Annotated in this window: 19 protein-coding genes; 8 read left to right on the forward strand and 11 right to left on the reverse strand. The window is 73.2% G+C overall.

Features of this window, described 5'->3' with window-relative positions:
* Positions 1-277: 277 nt before the first annotated feature.
* The 4 genes from egtA to egtD are packed head-to-tail and all read left to right on the forward strand — an operon-like array spanning position 278 to position 4618.
* Positions 278-1537 carry an ergothioneine biosynthesis glutamate--cysteine ligase EgtA gene (gene egtA / locus OO54_RS24430; RefSeq protein ID WP_033206577.1) on the forward strand — a complete coding sequence of 420 codons (1260 nt, stop codon included), beginning with the start codon at positions 278-280 and terminating at the stop codon, positions 1535-1537.
* Positions 1534-2904: an ergothioneine biosynthesis protein EgtB gene (gene egtB, locus OO54_RS24435; protein WP_234439606.1), complete on the forward strand. Its 1371-nt coding sequence runs from the start codon at positions 1534-1536 to the stop codon at positions 2902-2904. The genes egtA and egtB overlap by 4 nt, the downstream gene beginning before the upstream one ends.
* On the forward strand, positions 2904-3656 hold the full coding sequence (egtC, locus tag OO54_RS24440; RefSeq protein ID WP_033206578.1) for an ergothioneine biosynthesis protein EgtC: 753 nt from the start codon (positions 2904-2906) through the stop codon (positions 3654-3656). Before egtB ends, egtC begins: the two co-directional genes overlap by 1 nt.
* On the forward strand, positions 3653-4618 hold the full coding sequence (egtD, locus tag OO54_RS24445; protein ID WP_033206580.1) for an L-histidine N(alpha)-methyltransferase: 966 nt from the start codon (positions 3653-3655) through the stop codon (positions 4616-4618). Before egtC ends, egtD begins: the two co-directional genes overlap by 4 nt.
* On the opposite strand, the gene OO54_RS24450 is transcribed toward egtD, so the two are convergent.
* From OO54_RS24450 to OO54_RS24460, 3 genes are all read right to left on the reverse strand, one after another.
* Positions 4513-5403, reverse strand: coding sequence for a lysophospholipid acyltransferase family protein (locus OO54_RS24450; RefSeq protein ID WP_033206583.1), 891 nt, complete (start codon positions 5401-5403; stop codon positions 4513-4515). The two genes, egtD and OO54_RS24450, sit on opposite strands and share 106 nt — an antisense overlap.
* Positions 5400-6317 carry a GNAT family N-acetyltransferase gene (locus OO54_RS24455; protein WP_033206586.1) on the reverse strand — a complete coding sequence of 306 codons (918 nt, stop codon included), beginning with the start codon at positions 6315-6317 and terminating at the stop codon, positions 5400-5402. Before OO54_RS24455 ends, OO54_RS24450 begins: the two co-directional genes overlap by 4 nt.
* Before the next feature lie 137 nt (positions 6318-6454).
* Positions 6455-7705, reverse strand: coding sequence for an extracellular solute-binding protein (locus tag OO54_RS24460; RefSeq protein WP_033206681.1), 1251 nt, complete (start codon positions 7703-7705; stop codon positions 6455-6457).
* 280 nt (positions 7706-7985) lie between these two features.
* On the opposite strand from OO54_RS24460, the gene OO54_RS24465 reads away from it, so the two are divergent.
* Positions 7986-8201 carry a dodecin gene (locus OO54_RS24465; RefSeq protein WP_017240671.1) on the forward strand — a complete coding sequence of 72 codons (216 nt, stop codon included), beginning with the start codon at positions 7986-7988 and terminating at the stop codon, positions 8199-8201.
* A 173-nt stretch (positions 8202-8374) separates the two neighbouring features.
* Here the strand turns inward: OO54_RS24465 and OO54_RS24470 are convergent, their stop codons facing one another.
* The 3 genes from OO54_RS24470 to OO54_RS24480 all read right to left on the reverse strand — a co-directional run bounded on the left by OO54_RS24470 (position 8375) and on the right by OO54_RS24480 (position 13693).
* On the reverse strand, positions 8375-8863 hold the full coding sequence (locus OO54_RS24470) for a phosphatase domain-containing protein (protein WP_033206588.1): 489 nt from the start codon (positions 8861-8863) through the stop codon (positions 8375-8377).
* Between the two features lie 107 nt (positions 8864-8970).
* On the reverse strand, positions 8971-12852 hold the full coding sequence (locus tag OO54_RS24475; RefSeq protein ID WP_033206590.1) for a GDSL-type esterase/lipase family protein: 3882 nt from the start codon (positions 12850-12852) through the stop codon (positions 8971-8973).
* Between the two features lie 241 nt (positions 12853-13093).
* The gene (locus OO54_RS24480) at positions 13094-13693 is read right to left on the reverse strand and encodes an RICIN domain-containing protein (RefSeq protein ID WP_234439605.1); all 600 of its coding nucleotides are present in this window, start codon (positions 13691-13693) and stop codon (positions 13094-13096) included.
* A 375-nt stretch (positions 13694-14068) separates the two neighbouring features.
* On the opposite strand from OO54_RS24480, the gene OO54_RS24485 reads away from it, so the two are divergent.
* Positions 14069-14734 carry a deoxynucleoside kinase gene (locus OO54_RS24485; protein ID WP_033206595.1) on the forward strand — a complete coding sequence of 222 codons (666 nt, stop codon included), beginning with the start codon at positions 14069-14071 and terminating at the stop codon, positions 14732-14734.
* A 25-nt stretch (positions 14735-14759) separates the two neighbouring features.
* On the opposite strand, the gene OO54_RS24490 is transcribed toward OO54_RS24485, so the two are convergent.
* From OO54_RS24490 to OO54_RS24510, 5 genes are all read right to left on the reverse strand, one after another.
* Entirely contained in the window at positions 14760-17597 is a 2838-nt protein-coding gene (locus OO54_RS24490; protein WP_051787151.1) for a type 2 lanthipeptide synthetase LanM family protein, read from the reverse strand.
* 209 nt (positions 17598-17806) lie between these two features.
* On the reverse strand, positions 17807-18010 hold the full coding sequence (locus tag OO54_RS24495; protein WP_033206598.1) for a DUF6229 family protein: 204 nt from the start codon (positions 18008-18010) through the stop codon (positions 17807-17809).
* A 313-nt stretch (positions 18011-18323) separates the two neighbouring features.
* The gene (locus tag OO54_RS24500; RefSeq protein WP_033206601.1) at positions 18324-19091 is read right to left on the reverse strand and encodes an ABC transporter ATP-binding protein; all 768 of its coding nucleotides are present in this window, start codon (positions 19089-19091) and stop codon (positions 18324-18326) included.
* On the reverse strand, positions 19088-21805 hold the full coding sequence (locus OO54_RS24505) for an ABC transporter permease subunit (protein WP_033206604.1): 2718 nt from the start codon (positions 21803-21805) through the stop codon (positions 19088-19090). The genes OO54_RS24500 and OO54_RS24505 overlap by 4 nt, the downstream gene beginning before the upstream one ends.
* A 12-nt stretch (positions 21806-21817) precedes the next feature.
* The gene (locus tag OO54_RS24510; RefSeq protein ID WP_033206606.1) at positions 21818-23062 is read right to left on the reverse strand and encodes an ABC transporter substrate-binding protein; all 1245 of its coding nucleotides are present in this window, start codon (positions 23060-23062) and stop codon (positions 21818-21820) included.
* 167 nt (positions 23063-23229) lie between these two features.
* On the opposite strand from OO54_RS24510, the gene OO54_RS24515 reads away from it, so the two are divergent.
* Positions 23230-24249, forward strand: a complete 1020-nt coding sequence (locus OO54_RS24515; protein ID WP_033206609.1) for an MsnO8 family LLM class oxidoreductase — start codon at positions 23230-23232, stop codon at positions 24247-24249.
* Positions 24250-24342: 93 nt separating this feature from the next.
* On the forward strand, positions 24343-26733 hold the full coding sequence (locus OO54_RS24520) for an ATP-binding cassette domain-containing protein (protein ID WP_033206610.1): 2391 nt from the start codon (positions 24343-24345) through the stop codon (positions 26731-26733).
* Positions 26734-26748 lie beyond the last annotated feature (15 nt).

Genomic DNA, 26748 nt, shown 5'->3' on the forward strand with positions numbered 1-26748 from the left:
CGGCCCACCCGCCGTGTGGGCAATCGTCCCGCTGGGGCGGGACGGGTGGGCACACGGGACGGCGCCCTCGGCGGCGCCTCCGCCCCTGTTGCCTTGGCCCGCACCCATTGCTCGGTGCGCACCGGGTGCGGGTTCGTAACGCGGGGCGAGGCGCGGCGGAGGGGTGGCCCGTGGCGCGGGGGTGGCTGGGGAGGTGGTCTTGCGTGGGGGTCGGGGGTGGCTTTAGGTGGAAGCAGCGACTTCCGGGGGCGTGGCCCCATGACGAGGAGGTGCAGGGATGGCGTCGAGCGGCATACCGCGTGGCGGGCCCCCTCTTGGTGAAGGGGAGGCGGAGGACCTGCTGCGATGTATCTGCTTCAAGACGGGCCCGCCCCGGACGGTGGGGGCGGAGCTGGAGTGGCTGGTGCACGACCTGCGGGACGCGCGGACACCCGTACGGCCGCCGAGGCTGGCGGCGGCCGTCGACACGGTGCGGTCACTGCCGCTGGTGTCGGCGCTGACGTTCGAACCCGGCGGGCAGCTGGAGCTCAGCTCGCACCCGGCCGGTTCTCTCATGGAGTGTCTCGACTCGCTCGCGGCGGACCTGCGGGCGGTGCGGGGCGCGCTGGGGCCGCTGGGGCTCACGCTGAGCGGGTACGGGGTGGATCCCTGGCACGCGCCGCGCGAGAGGGTGCTGCACGAGCCCCGTTACGACGCGATGGAAACGGCGCTCGGCCGCTCCGGCACGGCGGGGCGGGCGATGATGTGCGACTCGGCGTCGGTGCAGATCTGTCTCGACGCGGGTGTCGAGGAGCCGGGGCCGCTGGGTTATCACCGGCGTTGGCGGCTGGCTCATCTCCTGGGCGCGGTGCTCGTGGCGGCGTTCGCCAACTCTGCCGTGCACGGTGGTCGCCGGACCGGCTGGCGTTCGACGCGGCAGGCGCTCTGGGCGGACCTCGACCCCCGGCGGGCGCTGGCGCCCTCGGCCGACGGGGAGCCCCGCGCGGAGTGGGCGGCGCATGTTCTCGACACTCCGGTGTTGTGCGTGCGGACCGACGAGGGTCCGTGGGCGGTACCGGAGGGGCTGACGTTCCGGGAGTGGCTGCGTACGGGTCTGCCGCGTCCGGCCGATGCCGACGATCTCCGCTATCACATGACGACGCTGTTCCCGCCGGTGCGGCCGCGCGGCCATCTGGAGCTGCGGATGGTCGACGCGCAGTCGGGCCACGACGGCTGGATGGTGCCGGTGGCCGTGACGACGGCGGTGTTCGAGGACCCGGAGGCGGCGGAGACCGTGTACCGGTCGCTGAAGCATCTCGGGGAGCGGGCCGGTTCGGATCCCGCTCCGCGCAATCCGCTCTGGGTCGCGGCGGCCCGTGACGGCCTCGCCGATCCCGAGCTGCACGCCGCCGCGCGGACCGTGTTCGCCGTCGCCCTCGACGCGCTGCCCCGGGTCGGGGCGAGCGAGTCGGTCCGGCGCGCGGTCGCCGCCTTCCAGGAACGGTATGTGATTCCCGGGATCTGCCCGGCCGACGAGCTTCAGGCGGTGACGTCATGACCGGTGGGAAGGGAAGCGACAGTCGGGTGGCGGACGGGGGCGCGACCGGGGCCGGTGGCGAGGGCGATCCGGAGGCGTTGCGTACGCGTGCCCTGGAGGCGCTGACCGTCGCGCGGGAGCGGACCGCGCTGCTCACGTCCTGTGTGGAGGACGGCGAACTGACCGCGCAGCACTCTCCTTTGATGTCGCCGCTGGTCTGGGACCTGGCGCACATCGGCAACCAGGAGGAGCAGTGGCTGTGGCGGGCCGTCGCGGGGCGTGAGGCGCTGCGGCCCGAGATCGACTCGCTGTACGACGCGTTCGAGCATCCGCGGGCGACGCGCCCGTCCCTTCCGCTGCTGGCGCCGGGTGAGGCACGGGCCTACGCGGCGGACGTACGCGTCCGGGTGCTCGACGTCCTGGAGCGCACGCCTCTGGAGGGGCGGCCGCTGGTCGACGCGGGATTCGCGTTCGGCATGATCGCGCAGCACGAACAGCAGCACGACGAGACGATGTTGATCACCCATCAGCTGCGGAAGGGCCCGGCCGCGCTGACCGCTCCCCCGCCGCCGGTCCGGCGGTCGGGACCGCTGCCGCCGGAAGTACTGGTTCCCGGGGGTCCGTTCACGATGGGGACCTCGGACGAGCCGTGGGCGCTGGACAACGAGCGGCCGGCGCACGCGCGTCTGGTGCCCGCGTTCCACATCGACACGACGCCGGTGACGAACGGCGCCTATCTGGCGTTCATGGCCGACGGCGGCTACACGGAGCGGCGCTGGTGGCGGCCGGAGGGCTGGGCGCAGATCAGGGAGCACTCCATCGAGGCGCCGTTGTTCTGGCGCCGGGAGGGCGGGCAGTGGCTGCGCCGCAGGTTCGGGGTGACGGAGCCGGTGCCGGAGGAGGAACCGGTGCTGCACGTGAGCTGGTACGAGGCGGACGCCTACGCGCGCTGGGCGGGCCGCCGGCTGCCGTCGGAGGCCGAGTGGGAGAAGGCCGCCCGGTACGACCCGGGGTCGGGGCGTTCACGGCGCTATCCGTGGGGTGACGCGGAGCCGGGTCCCGAGCACGCGAACCTCGGGCAGCGACACCTTCGGCCGGCGCCCGCGGGCAGCTATCCGGAGGGCGCTTCGCCGCTCGGTGTACGGCAGTTGATCGGCGACGTGTGGGAGTGGACGGCGAGCGACTTCCTGCCGTATCCGGGGTTCACGGCCTTCCCGTACAAGGAGTACTCGGAGGTGTTCTTCGGCCCCGACCACAAGGTGCTGCGCGGTGGATCGTTCGCGGTGGACCCGGTCGCCTGCCGGGGCACGTTCCGCAACTGGGACCTGCCGGTGCGGCGCCAGATCTTCTCCGGGTTCCGTACGGCGCGCAGCGCGGAGCTCGACTGATGTGCCGTCACATCGCCTTCGTGGGCGAGCCGGTGGCACTGGGCGAGCTCCTTCTCCGGCCGGGGCACGCGCTGCTGCGGCAGTCCTGGGAGCCCCGTACGCAGGCCAGCGGGGTGGTGAACGCCGACGGCTTCGGCGTGGGCTGGTACGCGGAGGGCGATCCGGTGCCCGCGCGGTACCGGCGGGCCGGGCCGATCTGGGGCGACCTGTCCTTCGCCGACCTCGCCCGGGTGGTGCGCTCGGGGGCGGCCCTCGCCGCCGTACGGAGTGCCACCCTGCCGGGTGCCGACGGGGAGGCGGCGGCGGCGCCGTTCGGCGGCGGGCCGTGGCTGTTCAGCCACAACGGCGCGGTAGCGGGCTGGCCGGGTTCGCTGGCGGCGACGGCCGGGACGCTCCCGGCCGAGGAGTTGCTGTCGCTCGAGGCGCGCACCGACTCGGCGTTGCTGTGGGCGCTCGTGCTGCACCGGTTGCGGGCCGGGGACGCGCCGGGTCCGGCGCTCGCGGACACCGTGCGGGAAGCCGCCGCCGCGGCGCCCGGGTCCCGGCTGAACCTGCTGCTGACCGACGGCGTCACCATCGCCGCGACGACCTGGGGGGACAGCCTCTGGTACCTGACGGGCCCCGACCGGGTGGTCGTGGCCTCCGAACCGTACGACGCCGATCCGCGCTGGCGGGCGGTGCCCGAGCACACGCTCGTGACCGCCGACCGCGCCGACGTCACCCTCACCCCGCTCAAGGAGCCGTCCGCGTGAGCCCGTTCCAGCTGACCCGTACCCTCGCCCCCGACGCCGCCGGCGCCGATCTGCGCGCCGATGTCCGGCACGGTCTGACCCGCTCCCCCAAGGAGCTGCCGCCGAAGTGGTTCTACGACGCGCGGGGCAGTGAGATCTTCGAGGAGATCACCCGGCTGCCCGAGTACTACCCGACGCGGGCGGAGCGGGAGATCCTGGCGGCGAGGGCTCCGGAGATCGCCGCCGCCACCGGGGCGAGGACCCTGGTGGAGCTGGGCTCGGGTTCCTCCGAGAAGACCCGGTTCCTGATCGACGCACTGCTTCCGGGCCTGGACAGCTACGTCCCCGTGGACGTGAGCGAGTCCGCGCTGACCGGGGCGGCCGAGTCGCTGCTCGCCGAGCGGCCGGAGCTGCGGGTGCACGCGCTGGTCGCCGACTTCACCCGGGGTCTCGGCCTTCCGGGGACGCCCGGGCCGCGGCTGGTCGCCTTCCTGGGCGGGACGATCGGGAACCTGCTTCCGGCCGAGCGGCGGACGTTCCTCCGCTCGGTGCGGGCGATGCTCTCGCCGGGGGACGCGCTGCTGCTCGGCACGGACCTGGTGAAGGACGAGGCGACGCTCGTGGCCGCCTACGACGACGCGGCGGGGGTGACGGCCGCGTTCAACAAGAACGTGCTGTCCGTGATCGACCGGGAGCTGGGCGCCGACGCCGATCCGGACGCCTTCGACCACGTGGCGCTGTGGGACGCCGAGCGGGAGTGGATCGAGATGCGGCTGCGCGCCCGCCACGCGCTCACCGTGAAGATTCCCGAGCTGGACCTCGTGGTGCCGTTCGCGGCGGGCGAGGAGGTACGGACGGAGGTGTCGGCGAAGTTCCGTCAGGCGGGTGTCCGGGCGGAGCTGGCGGCGGCGGACCTCGATCTCGACCGCTGGTGGACGGACGCCGAGGGCAGGTTCGCGCTGTCGCTCGCGACCGCGCGCTGAGCGGCGGCGGCGAGGGACTTCCGGTCCGGGTGCCGGGCGGTGGGTATCCGCTCGGCCATCCGGACCTCGGCGGTGAGGCGGCGGGCGGTGACGACCCGCCACAGCGATGCGCCGAGCGGGTCGTCTCCGACGTAGGCGGCCGCTCCGGTGGGCCGGTAGTCGATCCGTACGGGCTGGACGTCGGCCCCGCTGTCGAGCGCGGCCTGGAACGCGGCCGGCCGGAAGCGGCCGGCCGCCCGGCCGCACCAGGTCGACCCTTCGGGGAAGACGACGACCCGACCGCCCCGCGCGAGCGCTCCGGTCATCTCCCGCACCGTCCCGGGCAGGGCGCGGAGCCCGTCCCGGTCGAGGAAGAGGGTGCCGCCGAGCGCGGCGAGCACGCCGAGGACCGGCCAGCCGCGCACTTCGGCCTTGGCGACCATCCGGCCGGGCAGCAGGGCCGCGACGAGGGGGATGTCCAGCCAGGAGACGTGGTTGGCGACGACGAGGAGCGGACCGGCGGCAGGAGCCGTCCCTTCGTACCGAACGCGTACTCCGAAGGCGCGGACCACGGCCCGCACCCAGGTCCGGACGAGGCCGGGCCGGGCGGCGGGCGGGAGCAGTGCGGCGGCGGGTGCGAGGAGGATGCCGAGGAGGACGGTGCCGGTGCCGGCGGCCAGCCGCAGGACGGCGAGGGCGGTGCCGGCGGTGTCGTGGTCGCCGTCGGTGTGCGGGTGGGCGGCGCAGCGGTCCGGGGTGCAGGGTGCCGTGGGGAGCCACGGCGAGGGTGCCGTGGGGCGGTTCACCGCGTCGGGGCGAGCGACAGGAAGTGGTTGAGGTAGCGCGGGTTGGTGCGGCGCAGCGAGAGCAGGACGTAGAGGTCGGCGACGCCGAAGTCGGGGTCGTGTGCGGGGGCGCCGCAGACCCAGGCGCCGAGCCTGAGGTAGCCGCGCAGCAGCGGCGGGAGCTCGGTGCGGCCTTCGGGGCGGGTGACGCCGTCGGGGTTCCACAGCTTGTGCGGGGTGACCCAGTACTCCTCCGGGGCGAGGTGCTTGGCCTTGACGGTGTCCCAGGTGGCGGCGGCGAGGGTGCCGCCGTCGGCGAGCGGGAGGGAGCAGCAGCCGGCGAGCCAGTTGTGCCCGGTGTCGGTCATGTAGCGGGCGAGTCCGGCCCAGATGAGGGCGATGACGGCGCCGTTGCGGTGGGCGGGGTGGACGCAGGAGCGTCCGACCTCGACGAGGTCGTGCCGGACGGGCGCGAGCCGGGTGAGGTCGAACTCGGTCTCGGAGTAGAGGCGGCCGGCGACGGCGGCCCGCTCGGGCGGCAGGATGCGGTAGGTGCCGACGACCTCGCCGGTGTTCTCCTCCCGTACGAGGAGGTGGTCGCAGTACGCGTCGAAGGCGTCGGTGTCGAGGCCGGGCTCGGGCCCGTCGATGCGGGCGCCCATCTCGCCGGCGAAGACCAGGTGGCGCAGCCGCTGGGCTGCCCGTACGTCCTCCTGGTTGCGGGCGAGGCCGACGAGGTACCGGGGGCCGGGCTCGTGGTCCGCCCGGTCCGCGGGCTGTGCGGGGACGGCGGGCGCGGGTGTCGCGGTGGGGGCGGCGAGCGCCTGTGCGGGGACGGTCAGCGTGGGGACGGTCGGCGTGGGGACGGTCGGCGTGGGGACGGTCGGCGTGGGTGCCGGTGCGGGGACGGCGAGCGTGGGCGTCGGTGCGGTCATGGCGGGCTCCTCCGGCGGACGGAAGGGGACGGGGCGGGCCGGGCCGCTTGCGCGGTGGCCCGGCTCCCTACTTCTTCCGTGACCGGCTGGATTCGAGTTGACCGTCCGGGGGATCGCCGGTGTGCGAACGCTGAATGCTATTCGGCGAGCGTGTCCGTGATGGCGGCCGAGGCCTCCTTGGCCGCCTTCAGCGGGTCCTCTCCCATCAGGACGGCCGTCATGTACGGCTTGATGGGGTTGTCCCCCTCGACGCTGGCCCACTGCGGGGAGTTGGGGGTGGCCCGGCCGCGCACGGCGCCCTTGGCCATGACGGCGGTGGCCTCCTGGTTGGCGACGACGGAGGCGAGGCTCTTCTTGTTGGGCACGTAGCCCATCGTGCGGGCGAGCTCGGACTGCCACTTCTCGCCCGCGAGCGCCTTGACGACGTCGATGGCGGCGGTCCGCTCGGGCGCGTTCTCCGGGATGATGAGGTCGGAGCCGCCGGTGAAGACGGCGCAGGGCTGGCCGGCCCTCCCGCCGGGTATCGGGAAGTAGCCGAGCTTGTCCTTGAGCCCCGGGTTGGCCTTGAGGATGGCGGCGACGGCGCTGGGGGTGGCGATGAGCTGGGCCACGTCGCCCTTGGCGAAGACGTCGGCCTGCGGGGGGTTCTGCTCGTCCGCGTTCTTGGGGCCGGAGCCGAGGGACTGGAGCTCCTTGTAGTAGGCCATGCCGCGCCGGGCCGCGGGCGATTCGAGCGCGCCGGTCCACTCCCCGCCCTTGTCGACGGCGAGCTCGCCGCCCTCGTCCCAGATGAAGCCGGCGAGGGTGTACCAGTCCTGTCCGGCGAGGTAGATGCCCTGGTTGCCGTCGCGGTTGAGCTTCTCGGTGTCGGAGAGCCATTCGGCGCGGGTGGCCGGCGGCGCGTCGATGCCGGCGGCGCTGAACAGGTCCTTGTTGTAGATGACGATGCGGTTGGCCGCGTACCAGGGGATGCCGTACTGGGAGCCGCCGATGCTGCCGGGTTCGGCGAGGCCGGGCACCCAGTCCTCGCTGCCGAGGTCGCGCACGGACTCCAGGGTGAGGTCGAAGAGCTTCTCGGTGTCGGCGTACTGGGCGACCTGGGTGTTGCCGACCTCGATGACGTCCGGGCCGCCGGAGCCCTCGATGGCCTCGGTGACCTTCTTCCCGATGCCGGTCCAGTCCTGGATGGTGACCTTGAGCTCGACGTCGTCGTGCTCGTCCTCGTACGCCTCCGTGAAGCGCGTGAGGAAGTCCTCGCTGACGCTGTCCCGCATCAGCCAGATGTTGACGGTCTTCGTCTGGCCGCCGCCACCCGGCAGCATCCCGCAGCCGGCGAGGGCGAGTGCGAGGGCGGCTGCCAAGGGGCAGGCGAGATGGCGGTTCTTCACGTGGGTCACCTTCTGCGGGTTCAGCACAGGGGCGTGCGGCATGGGGGGCTGACCCGACATGGGGGGACCGAACGGGGTGTTCGCGCGGGTATGTGGCCTGGATTCTGGTCTGGACCAACGGGATGGTCAAGTCCTGGACCATCCCGTTCCGACCCGAGGTCGGGCAGCCGGATCCGTTACCTTCGGTAGCCCTCCGGGCACCGCCCGGCCGCCGTCGTGTCGCGCGCCGACGCACCCTGGGGCACCGTGGAGGGAACGCACCGAGAGGAGTTCGGCCCCCATGTCGAATCACACCTACCGCGTCACCGAGATCGTCGGCACCTCCACCGAGGGCGTCGACGCGGCCATCCGCAACGGCATCAAGCGCGCCTCGCAGACGCTGCGGGGCCTCGACTGGTTCGAGGTCACGCAGGTACGCGGCCACATCGTCGACGGCGCCATCGAGCACTACCAGGTCGGCCTCAAGGTCGGTTTCCGCCTGGAGGACGAGGGCTGACGGACCCCGTTCCCGATACCGCCCGACAGCCGGCACGGCCCACCGGGTCAGGCACGGCCCACCCGACAGGCACAGCCCACCCGTCAGGCACGGCCCGCCCGTCAGGCACGGCCCGAAGGTCAGGCACGGCCCGAAGGTCAGGCACGGCCCGAAGGTCAGGTCCGGCCCGAAGGTCAGGTCCGGCCCTCCTTCTCCTGGGCTTCCCGCAGTGCCTCGGAGGGCTCGGCCCACCGGGCGCGCACGACCCGGAAACCGGCCTCCTCCGCCGCGTCGCACACCGCCATGTCGTCGTCGACCAGCATCCTCACCGTGCGGTCGGCGGCGAGACGGCGCAGGACCTCCACCTTGGTCACCCGGGCGGGCCGGAAGTCGCGATGGCGCCGCATGTGGACGGCCCCCTCGGGAAGTCCCTGCTCCGCCAGCCACTCCACCGTCGCCCGCCGGCAGCGCTCCGGCCGCCCCGTCAGGTACACCACCTCGCACTCCTCCGCCGCCTCACGGCACAGCCCGATGCCCTCGTCGAGCGGCGGGTCGTCGGGCGCCGCCGCGAAGAAGGCGTCCCAGTCCTTGGGCTTGCGCTCAAGGTAGTGCTGCCGGTGTGCGGTGGCGGCCAGCGTGTTGTCCAGGTCGAAGACGGCCAGGGGCCTGTTGTCCGATGTCACGGCCCCCAGCGTAGGAGCCGTACGCCGCGGGCACCGGGGGATTCCACGCCGAGTCCCGGCACGGGCCCCGGGCCCGGCGCCCGCTGACCCCGGCGTGGTCCCCCGGGTCAGCGGGGGTAGCCGAAGAGCGGGAGGTCGGTGGTGAGGGCGTCGGCCAGGATGGTCGTGCCGAGTTCGTTGGGATGGAAGGACTGCTGGCTCACCAGCGGGTTGAGACCGGGGAAGCCGCCCTTCGCGCCTTCGCCGCGCGTGGGCTTGGGAATGCCCGCGTTGACCGCCTCGGGGTTTCCGCACACCCCTCGGGAGCCGAACCGCTCGATCGGGTCGGTGAAGTGGACGTCCATCCGGTCGGGCCACTCGCGGAGTTCCTTGACCACCGACGCGAGTGTGTCGCGCAGGTGGAGGGCGATCTTCCCCATCCACTCGACCTCTCCGGCCTCCGGGTTGTAGAAGGCGGTCTGACCGGGCTGGGACGTCGTGTCGCAGGAGGCGGTGAACAGCTTCACGTAGCCCATGAGGACGATCTTGGCGTTGGGGGCGGCCTGGGCGATCTGTTGCAGGGCCGTCTTCACGGAGGGCCCGACCTTGTCCGTGATCCGCTTCCTCGTCGTGGCGTCCAGGTTCAGGACGAAGTTCTCGTGACAGGCGTCCGTGGCGAAGCAGGAGGCGATGATGTCGGCGAAACCGGCGTCGTTGCCTCCGATGGACAGCAGGACCAGCGTCGTGTTCTCGTCGAGGAACCCCTTGTCCAGCTGCGGGGGTTCGAGGTGCTGGCCCTCGGCCGCCAGTCCGAAGGCGTTGCGCACCGGCTCCTGACCGGGCGCGGCCGTCGGCAGGAGCATCTGCGTGCGGGCGCCGCTGCACGCCAGGAGGTGCGCGTCGACCTCGGGATCCCAGACGTCCGTCCGGTAGCCGAGGGTGTGCCGGCTGCCGGGCAGCCGGGTCTTGCGGGACCAGGCGGCGTACGAGCGGTGGCAGGCGTTGGCGTAGGCCGTCAGGCCCATGCGGTCGGACTCCGGGTAGTACTTCGCGCCGTCGACCGGCGACGCGCCCTCGCCGGCCGCGAAGGAGTCGCCGAGGACGACGACCTGGTGCCGGGGTTTGCCGGGCAGCGGCTGGAACGCGACCGCGTCGAAGGCGATGTCCTCCTTGCCGTCCGGCTTGCCGCCGGTGACCGAGGACAGCTCGACCCGCGGCCGCCCCGTGAACCGGAAGGCGCCCAGCGGCACCCAGCGGTTCTCCTCCGTGCGCTGGAGCAGCGTGCGCCGCTTGGGCCCGTCCGCGGTGTGCACGGTGTACGCGGCCTGCTGGGTGTGGGCGCCGTGGTTCGGCATGTGGACCATGACCCGGGCCCAGCCGTCCAACTCGCGGCCGAGTTCCCAGCGTCCGGTCACCTTCAGACGGTCGCCGAGGGCCCCGGCGCGGCTGTGGGTGAACCAGAAGTGCCCGCCGAATCCGCCGCCGATCTGGTGGAGGTCGGCCTTGGAGAGGTAGTCCCCGGTCTGTCCGTCCTTGGCGAAGTCGAAGGCGAAGGTGCCGTCGCTGCGCCGCGGGCAGGCGGTCGGCGTGATCGCGGGCACGTCGGCGGGGACGTCGTCCACGACGAGGACGCCCTGGGGCAGGTCCTCGGCCTGGCAGTTCGGCTGGTGGACCGACACGTCGGGCGGATTGCCGTGCTCTCCCGCGTTGAACCGGATCTTCTCGTTGCCGCACTCGGTGGCGCAGTCGTCCTTCCATTCCACCGACCCGTGCCACCAGCACTTCAGGTCGTACTTTCCGGTGGCCGGGTTGATGTGACCGCAGTGGCTGGGCGGTTCGGGCTTCTCCCCCGGTTTCGAGGGCATCACCGACGGGTCGTCGGGCACGAACGTGCGGCGCTGGTCGCAGTCGTTGGCCTCCACCAGGCAGAACAGGAAGCGCGGCGGCTTGACCTGGGCGCGCTGCTCGGGGGTGTTCCACCAGGCGGGCTGGAACCCGGCCCCTTTGTTCCCGGTGGTCTTGCCGATGGAGTGCGCGGCCCAGCCCAGGACCTTCTCCGGGTAGGGCCAGTCCTGGGGGTGGGAGGCGTCGCTGGGCCGGCCGTCGAGGAACGGGTGCCGGTTCTCGGAGTAGTGGGCGTTGGCCGGGTTGTTCAACCAGCCGAGCCCCCAGGGGACGCCCGCTCCCTCCCTGGCGTAGAAGCCGCTGTTGTACGCCCAGACCGCCATGAACCAGTTCTCGGGGCGGGCGGGGTCCCCGTCGTGGACCTTCATGCCGTACGCGGCCTGCTCGTTCCACTTCTCGGCGAGGATGCGGGCGCCCGCCGCGAGGTTCGCGGCGTAGTCCACGGCGATGGCCCGCTGCCGGTCGGGCGGCAGGGCGACCTCGCCGGGCTTGGTGCGGCCGGCCATCCGCATGCCGTCGGTGACCTGGGTGATGCCGTAGCCGCAGTCCGCGTGCGTCCAGTCGACGTCCCACTTGTTCTCGTCGGCGGCGACCTTGAACGGGATGCCGTAGTAGTTCCCGATCAGCGGGTTGCCGGTCAGCCCTTCGACGGTGTGGCGGGACGCCTGCCACATGTTGGACTCCTGGGCGGTGATGCCGAGCAGGATCTGCGCGGGGATCCGTCCGCCGCCCGCGAGGGGGACGGGAGGGAACATGCGGTTCGGCGCGTAGGCGGGCAGGCCGGAGCCCTTCCAGTTCGCCGGCCGCTCCAGGTCGAGACGTCCTTGGGCGAGCATGTCGGCGGCCCACTCCACCTGGTGGGGGGTCGGCTGGTAGACCTGCGTGCGGACGTCGCTCCGGGCGACGGAGCAGGTGCGGTCGGCGTCGACGGGATCGTGCGGGTCCTCGGCCGCGCGCGGTCCTGCCACGGCGCGCGCCGTGAGGCGCGGGGACGGGGCGTGTCCCTGTTCCGGGCGGGCGGGCGTCCGCCGCTCCACGGGGACGTGGGCCACGCTCTGTCGTCCGGTGCCCACGGTCACCGTCGTGACGCGCGGCCCGTCGGCGGTCCGACGGCCCGGTCCGAGCTCCGTGTCGGTCACGGCGATCGCGCCGGTGGAGGAGGGCGTCGCCGTGGCCGGCACGGCGAGCCGGGACGCGGTCGCCGGCAGTGCCCCTTCCGTCTCCCCTGGTACCGCGGCGGTCTTCGGAGCGCGCGTTTCGCCGGGAAGTCCCGTGAGGAACACCCGGCCGCCGGCCCCCGGGGACAGGCCCACGCGGCCGGTCTCGCCGACCGCGTAGGAGTGGGTGCCGCCCTGGTGGTGCCGGCGGACGCGCACCTGGTCGGCCGTGTGGTCCATGAACCAGACGCCGCCTTCGCGGTCGGGGTGGAGCTCGAACGGTGTGCCCGTCGATCGGGCAAGGGTGCGCAGGGATCCGTCGGGGTCGATCCGCACCACCCGGGGGCCCGACGCCGCCACCAGCCCCTGCGAGGTCGGCACGGCGGACGTGACCTGACCGGCCGCCGTCACGGGATCGCCGAGGGTGCCCGAGGCGGTGTCCAGGCGCATCAGCCGGGTCTGCCCGAGGTCGGTGTCACCCGCCTGGGTGAGCACGGCTTCCTCGCCCGCGCCGCATCCCGGGTTGTAGTACGCGAGGGTCGTCCGCACCGGCAGTTTGCGCACGGCGCCGGTGTCCAGGTCCACGACCGCCGAGAAGCCGCCCCGCAGGAAGAGTTCGGGCCGGTTGGTGAACGTCCGGGGCGCGTAGACGACCACGAGTCTGCGTCCGGAGGCCGTCAGGCAGGCGTTGCCGATCCATCGGTCGGTGTCGATCCCGGGCTCGGAGAGGGAGGTGACGGTTCGCCAGGCATGCCCCTCCGACTTCCGGGCCACGAGGACGTGGAAGCCTTCCTCGTCGCCGACGCCGGTCCACGCGAGGTCGCCGCCGGGTTCCACGGCCGTCGCGGAGGCCGGCCGTGGGCTGACTCCGGGAGCGGGTTCGGGGATCGAGGGCGCGACGAGTCCGATCGCGGCCGCGCACGCGAGGGCAGCGGCGAACAGGCGCATGGGGACCTCCAGGGACGAGCACCGTGATCACCGACAACGTTACGCAGCGTAATCATCCCTGGCCATCCTCCACAGGGGTGGCCGTGTGGCGAGTTCTCGCCGCGCCGGCGGCGGCGCGCCTCCCGACCGGCGGCCCGGTCCCGGCCGCACTGCCGCGGCCGGGACCGGGCCCTGCCGCGGCGGTGCGGCCGGTAACCCCGCACAGCTCCCCGGCGCCACCGGCCCCGGGACGGCCTGTGACTCAGAAGTCCCAGCTCATGTGATTAGGAACGATGTAGGGAACCGACCACTGCTGCGCCCGGGCCCCGTTGGCCCGCGAGCCGTCGGCGATCTCCAGGGCCTTGCCGCTGTTCCAGTTGTAGATCATCGTCCGCCGGTAGCTGGCGTACGGGAAGTCCCAGATCTGGGAGGCGACGTCGGCACACGTCCACTGCTGGGCACGGGCGCCGTCGGCACGCGAGAAGTCCGCGATCTCCAGGCACTTGCCGCTCTCGACGTTGATCAGGCGGTAGTTGTGGCGCTCCTGCTCCCACTGGTCGTACCAGACTCCCCTGAGTTCCCACCGCCAGGACTGGTGCCGGACCCCCACGCAGTCCCACTGCTGTGCGCGGGCGCCGTCCGCGTGCGAACCGTCCGCGATCTCGAGGCACTTGCCCGTCCCGACGTTCACGAGGCGTCCGACGTGTCCGTCGGGCGGGAAGATCGACGGGAGCGCCCTTCCGCTCCCCGCCGATCCGGAGTCGACGGGCTCGGCCGTCGCCGGGGCGACGGAGAAGGCGGCGAGCAGGGCGGCGCAGGCGAGTGCGCGCAGCACCCTGGGCAGCCGGACACGATGCGACACGGTGACTCCTCGGAGCGGGGGAGGCAAGATCGGGAACGGCGAATGTACTGACGCGGGGCGAGAAGGGGCATCGGCCGTCCGTGTGGTCCCGGCGCGCGCCGGGACGTCCGGTACTCCCCCGAACGGGAACCGTGCGCCCCCACGCGGCCACCCGAGGCGAAGCGGGACGACCACCCACGGTGACGGGGAGGCGGCGTCGGCCCGCGCCGACGCACCGGCCGGTCCGGGCGGGAACGTCATCTAAAATTGCCGCGGGCCGCGGCCGACGTCGATCAGAGAATCCCGGGGAATCGCGTGACCACCGTGTGTCACAGGGGCGCGGGAAGCCCGGCTCCCCGCCCACGAACAAGAAGAACTCCCAGGGAGAAGTGAGGTATGCCGGTGATCTGCGTCGGAGGCATGATCGGAATCGGCAAGACGAGTGTGGCCGAGCTGCTCGCCAAGGAGCTGGGCAGCGAGGTCTTCTACGAGAGCGTGGAGGACAACCCGATCCTTCCGCTCTTCTACTCGGCGAGTCCCGAGGAGATAGAGGCGAAGCGCTACCCCTTCCTCCTCCAGCTCTACTTCCTGCAGACGAGGTTCGCCGCCATCAAGGAGGCGTACAAGCAGGGCGACAACGTGCTCGACCGGTCCATCTACGAGGACTGGTACTTCGCCAAGGTCAACCACGAGCTGGGCCGGATCAGCTCCCTCGAGATGCAGGTGTACGAGGGGCTGCTCGAGGAGATGATGCGCGAGATCGACGGCCTGCCGTACCGCAAGGCCCCCGATCTCATGGTCTACCTCAAGGCGGACTTCGAGACGGTCATGCACCGCATCGGGCTGCGGGGACGCGATTTCGAGCAGGACGCGGGGCTCGTCGAGTACTACCGCACGCTGTGGTCCGGCTACGACGACTGGGTGCACGAGCACTACTCGGCCAGCGACGTCCTCGTCGTCGACATGAACCACACGGACGTGGTGAACAACCCGGACGACGCGGCCCGGGTGGCGCGCGAGGTCAAGGAAGCCCTGGCGGAGAGCGGACGCCGCGTGCTCTGACCGGCGCCCGCCCGCGTGCCCTCTCCTATGCCGGGGGGAGGGCCAGGAGGAGCGGTGAGCTCAGCCTGGCGTCCGGATGCATCCGCAGGAGCTGGTGGACGACTCCGGACAGCCCCGGGAGCAGTCCCGGGGCGAAGGCCTCCTTGGCGAGGCCGCCGACGGGGCCGCGCTGCTCGATGCCGGTGAGCAGCTCCGCGTCCGCCTGGGCTGCGGACGGCCCCTCGTAGCCGTTCAGGCCGCGCAGGCGGTGGAGGATCTCCCAGAGTCCGAGGTCGCCGTGGCAGAGGGTGTGGCTCCAGCCGAAGCCCTCGCGCAGGCCGGCCGGGCCCGAGCGGAGCGCGGTGTCCAGGTGGCGCGGGTCGCCGGTGCGCTCGTGGAGGTCGACGGCGGCCAGGCCTATGCCGGTGCTGCCGTGACACCACGCGGTGGGATGGTCGACCTCTCCCCCGCCCCGCGCGTCGGCCCAGGCCCGTTCGCCGGGCGAGTACAGCGACTCCTCGAAGTCGTGGGCCAGGGAGCCGAGTTCGTACCACCGGCGCCGTTCGGTCGGGCTGCCGGCGGTGGAGAGGGCGAGCCTGGTGAGCGCCCAGCCGGCGCCGGTGGAGCCATGGGCGAATCCGCCGATGCCCTCGGGGAACATCACCGTGGACCAGCGTGCTCCGCGGTCGTCGACGACCGCGGTCGCCTCCAGTCGCCGCCCGGCTTCGGCGGCGACGTCCGACCACCTTTCCCTGCCGGTGAGTTCGGCGAGGTCGAGCAGGGGGACGATCACGCCCGCCACGCCGCCGAGCACGTCGAGCACCCGGTCCTCGGCGATGAGCTCCGGGGTCAGCAGCGCGGCCCTGGCGCGGGCGCGGTCGAGCGCTTCGGACGTCCCGAGGACTCGGTGGAGGGCTGCCCAGGTCCACACCTGCGAGGCGATCCCGGTGAACCCGCCGAGCTGGCGGGTCGGTGTGGTGTCCTCGGTGGCTGCCAGCACCTCCAGGGCGCCGGCCAGCACGGTCTCGACGCCGTCCACCGGGTCGGCCCGGCCCGCCCGCTGCTCCCGTACGTACTCGGCGAGGGCGAGGGCGACGCCGCCCTGGCCGGTGTAGAGGTCCGCGCCGAGCGGGCGGACGGCCCAGCCGTACTCCGTGAGCACCGGACTGATCCACGTCGCGGTGGCGTCGGTGCCGCGTACGGCCGCCGCGCGGATCGTCTCCACGGCCGCGGCCGCCAGGGCGCGACGGCGCCGGTCCAGGTCATCGGTGCTCGGTGACCTGGCGGGCGTCCGCACCCGGTCGGGGAGCTGCCGTTCGTTCAGATAGGCACCGACCAGCGCGCTGCGGATGGTGTCGCGCTCGCGGGTGAGGTCCGCCTGCCGCCATCCGGTCAGGAAGGCGGCCGACCGCTGTTCGTCCACCCGCTCGACGAACACGGGGACGTCACCGACGAGCAGGTCCGCGATCTCCCCGTCGATCACCGCGGGTTCGCGGGGCGCGCCCGGAGCGGCGAGGGCGTTGCGGTGGAGGATGTCCCGTGCCCGCGCCAGGCCGGCTTCCGGGTCATGCAGCGAGGCCGGGTGCCAGAGCATCCGGCCGATGTCCGTGTACGCCTGCGTGGGCCGGCGGATCCTGCGGACGGCACATCCGTCGAACACCTTGATCAGCGTGCCGAGTTCACCGCTCGCGTCGAGTTCGGCGAGCGTCCCGGTGAGCGTGTCGAAACCGGTCAGCACCTGGTCCCAGTGGCGGATCAGGACCGGCTCGGGGCTGGGGTGGTTGCCGGCCGGCGGCAGGTCCACCACGCCGACCTCCATGCGGGCGGTGTCCAGCCCCCCGTCCGCGATGACCGGGACACGGATCCTCGGCTGCTGGCCGGGCAGCCCGCCCGCGGCCGACAGGTCCACGCCGGCGAGGGCGTAGCCGTCGGTGCGCAGCGGCAGGATGCCGGTGCGCAGTACGGTGTTGCGGATCGTCCGGGCCGCCTGGTCGACGGCGTCGCCGCGCCCGCTGGGCGGGACCTCGACGTCGGGCGTGAAGAGGGCCTCGGCGTCGACCACGGCGGGCACCGGGCCGTGGGCCACGAGGTTCTCGGCGTGCAGGTCGGTCCCGCCGAGGAGTCGCATCACCGCCAGCCATCCGCCCAGGGCGCGGTAGAAGCGGGCGAGTTCCGCCTCGTCCCGGCAGTAGTGGTGGCCGAGGTGCTCGGCCCATCCGTAGCCGTCCCGGAGCACCACCCTCGGCACGCCCAGGTCCTCGGCGCCGGGGACGGCGGCGACGAAGGAGCGCAGCGCGGCGTCCACTTCCGCCGGCCGCGGCTTGTACATGACGCTGCCCGTCTCGAAGAGCACCCGGGCCACCGCCCGCCCTCCGTGGTGGGTGTCCCCGCGCGCGAGCTCCAGGGCGCGCAGGGGGCCCGGATCGTCGCCGAGCAGGCCGACGACGGCCTCCCTGTCGGCGGCGAGCCGGGTTCCGAGTTCCAGCGCGCCTTCGACGAGGAGGCGCCCGGAGGCGAAGACCCGTTCACGCAGCGCCGGGTACCGGCGGTGCAGGGTCTCGGCGAAGTCCGGGGCGGAGGCGTGCCGGATGAAGGCGCCCCAGCGGGCGGCCGAGTCCGCACCGGGCAGTTCGCCGGCGAGGGCGGCGGCCCGCAGTTCCAGCAGGAGCACCCGGTTGAGCCGGAGTTGCAGCGTACGGCCGAGGGCCTCGCGCGTCGCCTTGCGTAGTACCGCCCGCTCGTCTGCGGACAGCCCGGCGATCTCCGGGATCCGGTCCCCCAGCTCGGCGTACAGGGGGGCGACGAAGGCGTCCACCGGGGCCGCGAACCATCCCTCGGGTGGTGTTCCGTCGGCCGAGCGGGCCGCTGCCACCGGTTCCACCATGCTGGGTCCTCTCCTGACGACGGGTGCACGTGATCCGGCCCGGGCCGGTGGCGCGTCCCCGCGAGCCGCTCCGGCCGGACGCGTCCGGTCGCGGGCGCCCGGATCCCGGCCGCGCGGACCGGGTCGGGTCGGCGTCGGGTCGGCGTCGCGGGCCGGGGGACCCTTCAGGGGTCCCCCGGGTGTTGCGTGTGGTGCCGTACGGCGGTTCGTCAGCAGCAGTAGCTGTGCCACGAGCCGGTACAGCTGCTGCACCCGGTGAGCAGCGCCTCGGTGGCGTCGGTCAGCGCGGCCTCTCCGGCCGCTCCGCCCACGTAGAGCGGGCCGGCCGGGTTGTCGGCGCCGAAGGCCGTCTCGGCCCCCCGGAGCCAGGCGGTGACGATCTCGTCGGTACGGCTGGCGGACATGACGGGCATGCGGTTCCTCCTACGAATCGCAGGGAATGCGCGGAAATACAGAATCCACCGGAGGATGTCCGTCCGAGACCTGCCAGAACCGGTCATTTTTCATTCAGGTGTTCGGTCGCGTCCGGAGATCGCCGACGCGCCGCGGGACCCGTGTCCGCCGATCCGTGCGCCGGGACGCGAGCCGAGGTGAGTGGCGGTGCCCCGCCCCGTACGTCCCGGTCCGACGCATCCGCCCGGACGGAGGCGCCTCGGACGGCGACCGGGCCCGTCAAGTGGCGTCGTGCTCACACATTCGGCCATTCGCCGGCCGCGGCCCGCCGCCTCAGTGAGCGGGGTCGTGATCGTGTTCCGGCCCTTGGGTCCCGGTGCCGAGGTAGGCCTCGCGCACGGCGGGGTTCGCGTGGATCTCGGCAGGCGTGCCTTCGGCGAGGACGTGTCCGAGGTCGAGTACGACGACGCGGGAGCAGAGGTCCATCACGAAGGCCACGTTGTGCTCGACGAGGAGCACGGCGCAGTCGTCGTCGGTGGCCGTGCGGCGGATGAGGGAGGCGAGTCGCCGGCGCTCTTCTGGGGTGGTGCCGGAGGCGGGTTCGTCCAGGAGGAGGACGCGGGGCGGGTCGGCGAGGGCGCGGGCCAGCTCGACCATGCGGGCCTGGCCGACGGGCAGGCCGCCCGCGTACGAGTCGGCGAGCGCGTCGAGTCCGCAGTCGTGGAGCACGGCGGCGGCCCGCTGCCGGTGACGGCCCGCGGAGGGGCGTACGCCGCCGCGCCAGTCCTGTGCGACGACGAGGTTGTCCGTGACGGTCAACTGGCCGAAGAGCTGCTGGCGTTGGAAGGTGCGGCGGATGCCGTGCCGGGCTCGCCAGGACGGCGGGCGGCGGGTGATGTCCGTGCCGTCGTACGCGATGGCGCCGGCGTCCGGTCGCCGCATGCCCGACAGCACGTCGAAGAGTGTCGTCTTGCCCGCGCCGTTCGGGCCTATGAGGCCGCAGACCTCGCCGGGGCGCACGGAGACGGTCACGCCGCGCAGGGCGTGGACGCCGCCGAAGCGGACGTCGATCCCGCTCGCGTGGAGCAGAGGCTGGTTCATCGGCGGACTCCCGTCCCCAGGTACGCCTCGGCGAGCCGGTCCCTGTCCACTTCGGATCGCGGCCCTGACCAGGCGATCTCGCCCTGTGCGAGGTACGCGACGGTGTCGGCGGCGCCGAGCGCGTCGGCGGCCTTCTCCTCGACGAGGAGGAGCGCGGTGCCGTGGTCGCGGAGTTCGGTCAGGAGCTGGAAGACCTCGTCCACGACGCGGGGCGCGAGGCCGAGGGACGGCTCGTCGGCGACGAGGACGGCCGGTGGTCGCTGGAGGAGCGGGGCGAGGGCGAGGAGTTGCTGCTCGCCCCCGGAGAGGGACCCGGCGACGACGGTGCGGCGGGCGGCGAGCCCGGGGAACCGCGCGTACACGGCGTCGCGGTCCTCGGCCTCCGTCAGCTGCAGGGCCAGGTTCGCCTCGATCGAGAGCCCGGGGAAGACACCCCGCCCTTCGGGAGCGAGCCGTACCCCGCGACGCGCCCGGGCGACGGCCGTGTCGCGGGTGGCGTCCTCGCCCCGGACCCGTACGACTCCGTCGGCGGGCCGCAGCAGGCCCGCCGCCACCCGGCAGAGGGTGGACTTCCCGGCCCCGTTGGGTCCGAGCAGTACCAGCACCTCTCCCGGGCGCACCGCGAGGTCCACCCCGTGCAGCACGGGCGCGCCGCCGTACCCGGCGCGTACGCCGCTCAGCCGGAGCGCGCTCGGCGTCTCGCCGGGGCCGCCGTCCGTTCCCGGGGCGGTGTTCCCGGCGCCGGTGGCGTACGCGTCGGCCGTCCGCGCGCGGGGTGGCGCGGACGAGCGGTCACCGGCCCGTGTCGCGGCGCGCCGGGCCGCTCGCCTGGACGGCAGCGCGGCGCAGTACCCGTCCGGGTCGTTCGCCAGCGCGAGCCCCGCCAGGCCGAAGAGGATCACCGGAAGGTGCGCGGACTCCGTCACGTACGTCGTCATCAGGTGCGGGACCACGGCGAAGACGAGCCCCGCCACCACCGCGAACTGCGGCCTGCGCACTCCCGCGGCGACCACGACCGCCAGCCACACCAGGCCGGTCATCGCGGTGAAGTCCGTGGCCGTGATGCGGGTGTTGTACGAGGCGTAGAGCACTCCTCCGAGGCCCGCGAGGCCCGCGGACACGGTGAACAGCAGGAGTTTGGTCCGCACCACCGACACCCCGGACGCCGCGGCGGCCTCCGGGGCCGAGCGGACCGCGAGCATGGCCCGGCCCCAGCGGGAGCCGCGCAACCGGGTCAGCAGCGCGACGAGCACCGCGCTGAGCAGTACGAGGGCGAGCCCCATCGCCCGGTCGTCGGCCAGGTCCACGGGGCCGGCCACCGGCCGGGGTATCTCCCAGCCGGTGTCGCCGTTGCGGAGCCGGCCGAGCTGGAAGAGCACCTGGTCCGCCAGGAAGGCGAGCGCGAGCGTGGCCAGGGCCAGTGATCTGCCGCCGAGCCGCAGGGCGGGCAGTGCGACGACCGCGCCGAGCAGGGCTGCCGCGGCGGTGCCGGCCGCCGCCGCGGCGACGAAGGGCCAGCCGTGACTCATCAGCAGCCCCGCGACCAGAGCGGCGCCGGTCACGAACGTCGCCTGGGCCAGGGACACCATCGCGCCGAGGCCGGTGACGACCGTGAACGACATGAACACGAGCCCGATCGCGAGGCCTTGGGCCAGGATCCCGCTCCAGAAGGGCGTGGTGACGGTGTAGAACGCCGTGCCGAGCAGGGCGCCGGCGACGACCCACCCGCCCCAGCGGCGGCCCCACCCCTTTCCGGCGAGGTAGTCGACCGGTGGCGGGTCCGCGGCCGCCGTGCCCGCCGCACGCTGCCGCCGGACCAGGACGACGAGCCCGGCGAAGAGGACGAGGAACGGCACGGCCGTGCGGAAGCCGGTGATGTCGTCCGTGAAGGACGCGTACCCCGCAACCAGGTTCTGGAGCACGCCGAGCCCGAGGCCGCCCGCGAAGGCGAGGGGCACCGACACGAAGCGCCCGAGGACCGCCGCGGTGGCCGAGACGAACAGGAACAGCGTGTAGTCGTGCGCGGAGAGGCCGAGGAGCGGGGTGGCGAGGACACCGGCGAGGCCCGCGAGACCGGACGACAGCATCCACGCCATGGAGGACAGCCGGTCCGCGCTGATGCCCCGCAGCTCGGTCAGGGTGCGGTCGTCGACCGCCGCCCGCAGTCGCAGTCCGAGGTGGGTGTGCCGCATCAGGGCCCACAGTCCGGCCGCCGCGACGGCCGTGGTGATCCAGGTGATCAGCTGGTCGGAGTCGACGCCCACACCGTCGATCGGCTGCCAGGACACGGCTGGGCTCGGCCCGACGCCGGGCAGCCCGAACTGGTTCTCGGCGGGCAGGACGGGGGCGCCTGCCCGCTCCAGGAGTTCGACCGTCCACCGCCCGGCCGCGGGCAGCGCGACCAGCAGACCGATCGTGGCCACGATCTGCGCCGTCTGGCCGACCCCGGCCAGTTTCCTGAACATCAGCCGGTCCAGGACACCGCCGAGGCCGGGCGCCACCACGCACACCAGGAGCAGCGCGGTGGGGACGGCCGGCCAGCCGAAGCCGGAGTGGAGCTCGTAGTACGCCAGCGCGCACAGGTAGGCGGTGGAGCCGTGCGCGAAGTTGAACACCCCGGAGGCGGAGTACGACAGCACGAGGCCGGTCGCGAGCAGCGCGTACAAAGCGCCGGAGACCAGTCCGCTCAGGACGAAGCCCAGCAGGTCACCCACGTGACGCGCCCCTCAGCCGAACGGGATGGGCGGGTAGCACTTGAAGGGCACCGCCACCTCGTACCGCCCGTTCTTCAGCCGGACGAGCGCCCCGCAGCCGAAGCTCTCCTTCTTCCCCTTGGGTTCGGCGCGGTCGCCCACGAGCGTGCCGCTGTCGGAGAATCCGGCCGCGGCGTTCTGGAAGGACTCCACGGTGAGGTCCTTGCCCGCCTTCCGGGCGATCGAGAGGAAGAGGTCGGCGCTCATGTACCCCGTCATCATGTGCATGTTGAGAGGCACGTCCTTGCCGGCGGCCTTCTTGATGTCGTCCTTGAACTGCCGCATCGCGGGGCTGTCCGACTCGAAGGGCTGGAACTGCAGCAGCACGTGCACTCCGTCCAAAGCCTGCTTCGTCGCGTCCTTCGCGAGCAGCCCCGGGTCGTAGTCCGTCGGGTCGGTGATGAGCCCCTTGTAGCCGGACCGTTTGAGTGCGGTGAACAGGCCGATGTTGTACGGCGTCTGCATCACGGAGACCACGGCGTCGGGCGCGCCGCCGCCGGGGCCGGATCGGAGGATCTCCTTGGTGTACGCGGACCAGTCGCTGGGCATCGAGGTCGCCGGGACCACGGCCTTGGCGTACGCGACCTGGAAGCCGGCCGCCTTGAAGCCCCGGGTGAAGGTACGGATGCCGAACTTGCCGGCGTCGTTGTCGCCGGCGATCAGCGCGACCGACTTTCCGCGCGCGCCGCCGAGGACGGCCGCGAGGCTCTCGGGCCAGGTCTGGTTGAGCGTGCCGCCGGGTGTCGGGACGAGGCAGCCGTTGAAGCCGTAGATGTGCGCCGGTCCGCAGAACGAGGGGAGGGTGCCCCAGCCCACCGTCGGGACCTTCTGACCGTCGAGGAAGTCGGCGCCGGCGAAGGTGACCGAGCTCATGGGCGAGACGGCGAAGACCTCGTCCTGCTGGACGAGCTTGCGGGCCGCGGCCAGGTTCCTGGCCGGGTCCTGGCCGTCGTCCTCGGCCCCCAGGTACTGGATCTTCCGCCCGTTGACGCCGCCCTCGGCGTTGGCCCGGTCGTAGCGGGCCCGGGCGCCCAGGTCGGTGTCCTTCTTGGAGTAGCCGCTGGCGGTCGTCATGGAGACGATGCCGCCGACCTTGATCGCGTCGGCGGTGACTCCGCGTACGGACGAAGGCGTGCTTCCGCCGCTGGAGGCGGAGTTGCAGGCGGTGACAAGGAGCAACGCGAACGCGGCGGCGATGACGCGCAACGGTCGAGGCACGGGCGATCCCTCCGTCGGGTGACCCGCATTCTGCGACCGAACTGATGAGCCGTCAATAACTGATGCAGCATCATTTGATGATGCGTCAGGCACACTGCGCCGCCGACGCGGCCGGCCGCCCACCGGGCCGCGGGGAATCCCTCCCGCCCCCGCTTGTTGAAGCCTGTGTGAGCACCTTCCTCGACGGCATCCGCTTCTCCGTCCTCGACCGCTCCCGGACCCGGGACGGCGAGGACGCCCCTCAGGCGCTGCGCGCGACCGTGGCCCTCGCCCGGGAGGTGGAGGCCCTCGGCTACCACCGCTTCTGGGTGTCGGAGCACCACGGAGTGCCCGGTGTCGCCGGATCGGCGCCCACGGTGCTCGCCGCCGCCGTCGCCGCCGCGACCTCCACCATCCGGGTCGGGACGGGAGGGGTGATGCTCCCGAACCACCGGCCGCTGGTCGTGGCCGAGCAGGTCGGAGTGCTGGAGTCCCTCTTCCCCGGCCGGATCGACATGGGGATCGGCCGCTCGGTGGGGTTCACGGACGGCGTCCGCCGCGCCCTCGGCCGGGAGAAGGACGAGGCCGACAGGTTCGGGGAGCAGCTCACCGAGCTCCTCGGCTGGTTCACCGGCGAGCAGACGGCGCACCCGCGGGTGCACGCCCGGCCCGCCGAGGGACTGCGGGTGCCGCCCTTCGTGCTCGCGACCGGGGAGGGTGCCGGGATCGCCGCGGCGGCCGGGCTGCCCTTGGTCATCGGCGACCTGCGCGGCCGGGACCGGCTGCTGAAGTCCGTCGACGCGTACCGCGCCGCCTTCCGCCCGTCCTCCTGGGCGGAGGAGCCGTACGTGGTCGTCGCCGGGACGGTCGCGGTGGCCGGCACCGAGGCTGAGGCACGGCGGCTGCTGGTTCCGGAGGCCTGGTCGCTCGCGTACTCGCGGACCCACGGCGAGTTCCCGCCACTCGCCCCGCCCGATCGGATCGAGGGCCTGCGGATGACGGAGAAGCAGCGCGGCTTCTACGAGGCGGGGCTCGACGGGCATGTGCACGGCACGGAGGAACAGGTGGCCGGAGCGCTGGAGCGGGCGGTGAAGGAGACCGGGGCGCAGGAGCTGCTGGTCACCACGAGCACGTACGACCGGGCGGCGCTGAGCGAGTCGTACCGTCGGCTCGCCCGGGCCGCCGGCCTGACGCCGCGGCCCGCCTGACGCCACCGGAGCGGGTCCGCCGGCGTCCGCCGAGGTCGTCCGGGCCCTGGGGAGGCACCAGGGCGAAAACGGACCATTCGATAAAGTCACCCCATGCGAGACACCCCCCACGATCCGTACGTCCGCGTCCGTGGCGCCCGCGAGCACAACCTCGACGGGGTCGACGTCGACATCCCGCGCGACGCGCTCGTCGTGTTCACCGGGGTCTCCGGCTCCGGGAAGTCGTCGCTGGCCTTCGGGACGATCTACGCCGAGGCCCAGCGCCGCTACTTCGAGTCGGTGGCGCCCTACGCGCGGCGGCTGATCCACCAGGTGGGGGCGCCGGCGGTCGGCGAGATCACGGGACTGCCGCCGGCGGTCTCCCTGGAGCAGCGCCGGTCCTCGCCGAACGCCCGCTCCTCCGTCGGTACGGTGACCACGCTCTCGAACTCCCTGCGGATGCTGTTCTCGCGGGCCGGGCGCTACCCGGAGGGCGCGGAGCGGCTCGACTCCGACGCGTTCTCCCCCAACACGGCGGCGGGCGCGTGCCCTTCGTGTCACGGCCTCGGCCTGATCCACGACACGACCGAGGAGCTCCTCGTGCCGGATCCGGACCTGTCGATCCGCGAGGGCGCGATCGCCGCCTGGCCCGGTGCGTGGCAGGGGAAGAACCTGCGGGACGTCCTCGACACCCTCGGCCACGACGTCGACCGGCCGTGGCGGGAGCTCGACGCGAAGGACCGGGAGTGGATCCTGTTCACGGACGAGCAACCGGTCGTCACCGTCCATCCGGTGCGGGAGGCGGACCGGATCCAACGCCCCTACCAGGGCACGTACATGAGCGCCCGCCGCTACGTCATGCGGACCTTCTCCGACTCGAAGAGCCCGACCCTGCGCGCGAAGGCCGAGCGTTTCCTCACGAGCGCGCCCTGCCCGGTGTGCGGCGGCGGACGGCTGCGGCCGGAGGCACTGGCGGTCACCTTCGGGGGCCGGACCATCGCCGAGCTCGCCTCACTGCCGCTGACGGCCCTGTCCGAGCTGCTCTCGAGGACGACGGAAGCCTCCGCGGGGACGGCGGCCGCCACGCCGGACAACGGGGAGACCGCGCGGGTGCTCACGGACGACCTGGTGGCCCGGATCGCCACCGTCACCGAACTCGGCCTCGGCTACCTCAGCCTGGACCGCGCCACCCCCACGCTCTCCAGCGGCGAGCTCCAGCGGCTTCGGCTCGCGACCCAGCTCCGCTCCGGCCTCTTCGGCGTGGTGTACGTCCTCGACGAGCCGTCCGCCGGTCTGCACCCCGCCGACACGGAGGCGCTGCTCGTCGTCCTCGACCGGCTCAAGGCCGCCGGCAACTCGGTGTTCGTCGTCGAACACCACCTCGACGTCGTACGGCACGCGGACTGGCTGGTGGACGTCGGCCCGCGCGCCGGAGTGCACGGCGGACGGGTGCTGCACAGCGGTCCGCCGAGCGGCCTCGCGGACGTCGAGGCGTCCGCGACCCGGCGGTTCCTGTTCGACCGGGCACCCGCGCCCGCGCGGGCGGTGCGCTCCCCCGCCGGCTGGCTGCGGACCGGTACGGTCACCCGTCACAACCTCCGGGCGGTGGACGCGGCCTTCCCGGTGGGCGTCCTCACCGCCGTGACCGGCGTCTCGGGCTCGGGGAAGTCGACCCTCGTGGGCGCACTGGCCGAAGGGGTCTCCGGCGCGGGCCGGCTCGTGACGGTGGACCAGCGGCCGATCGGCCGGACACCGCGCTCGAACCTGGCCACGTACACGGGCCTGTTCGACGTCGTGCGGAAGCTGTTCACGGAGACGGAGGAGGCGAAGGCCCACGGCTACAAGGCGGGGCGGTTCTCCTTCAACGTGGCGGGCGGACGCTGCGAGACCTGCCAGGGCGAGGGGTTCGTCTCGGTCGAGCTCCTCTTCCTGCCGAGCACGTACGCGCCCTGCCCGGACTGCCACGGCGCGCGCTACAACCCGGAGACGCTCCGGGTGCGGCTGCGCGGGCTGACGATCGCCGAGGTCCTGGACCTGACCGTCGAGTCCGCCGCCGTGTTCTTCGAGGACACCCCGGCGGCCGCGCGGAGCCTGCGGACGCTCCTCGACGTCGGACTCGGCTACCTGCGGCTCGGTCAGCCAGCCACCGAACTGTCCGGCGGCGAGGCCCAGCGCATCAAGCTCGCCTCCGAGCTCCAGCGGCCGCACCGCTCCCCCACCCTGTACGTCCTCGACGAGCCGACGACCGGGCTGCACCCGGCCGACGTCGAGGTCCTGATGCGCCAGCTGCACGGCCTGGTGGACGCCGGCCATTCGGTGATCGTCGTCGAGCACGACATGGACGTCGTCGCCACCGCCGACTGGGTCGTCGACCTCGGGCCGGGTGGTGGCGACGAGGGCGGCCGGGTGGTGGCGGCGGGTCCCCCGGACCAGGTGGCGCGGGCGGCGGGCAGCCGCACCGCACCGTATCTGGCCCGGGCGCTGGGGTTCGACGGGCGACGCTGAACCCCTGCAGGACGT

Source organism: Streptomyces wedmorensis (genome assembly GCF_000716445.1).
Taxonomy (GTDB): domain Bacteria; phylum Actinomycetota; class Actinomycetes; order Streptomycetales; family Streptomycetaceae; genus Streptomyces; species Streptomyces wedmorensis.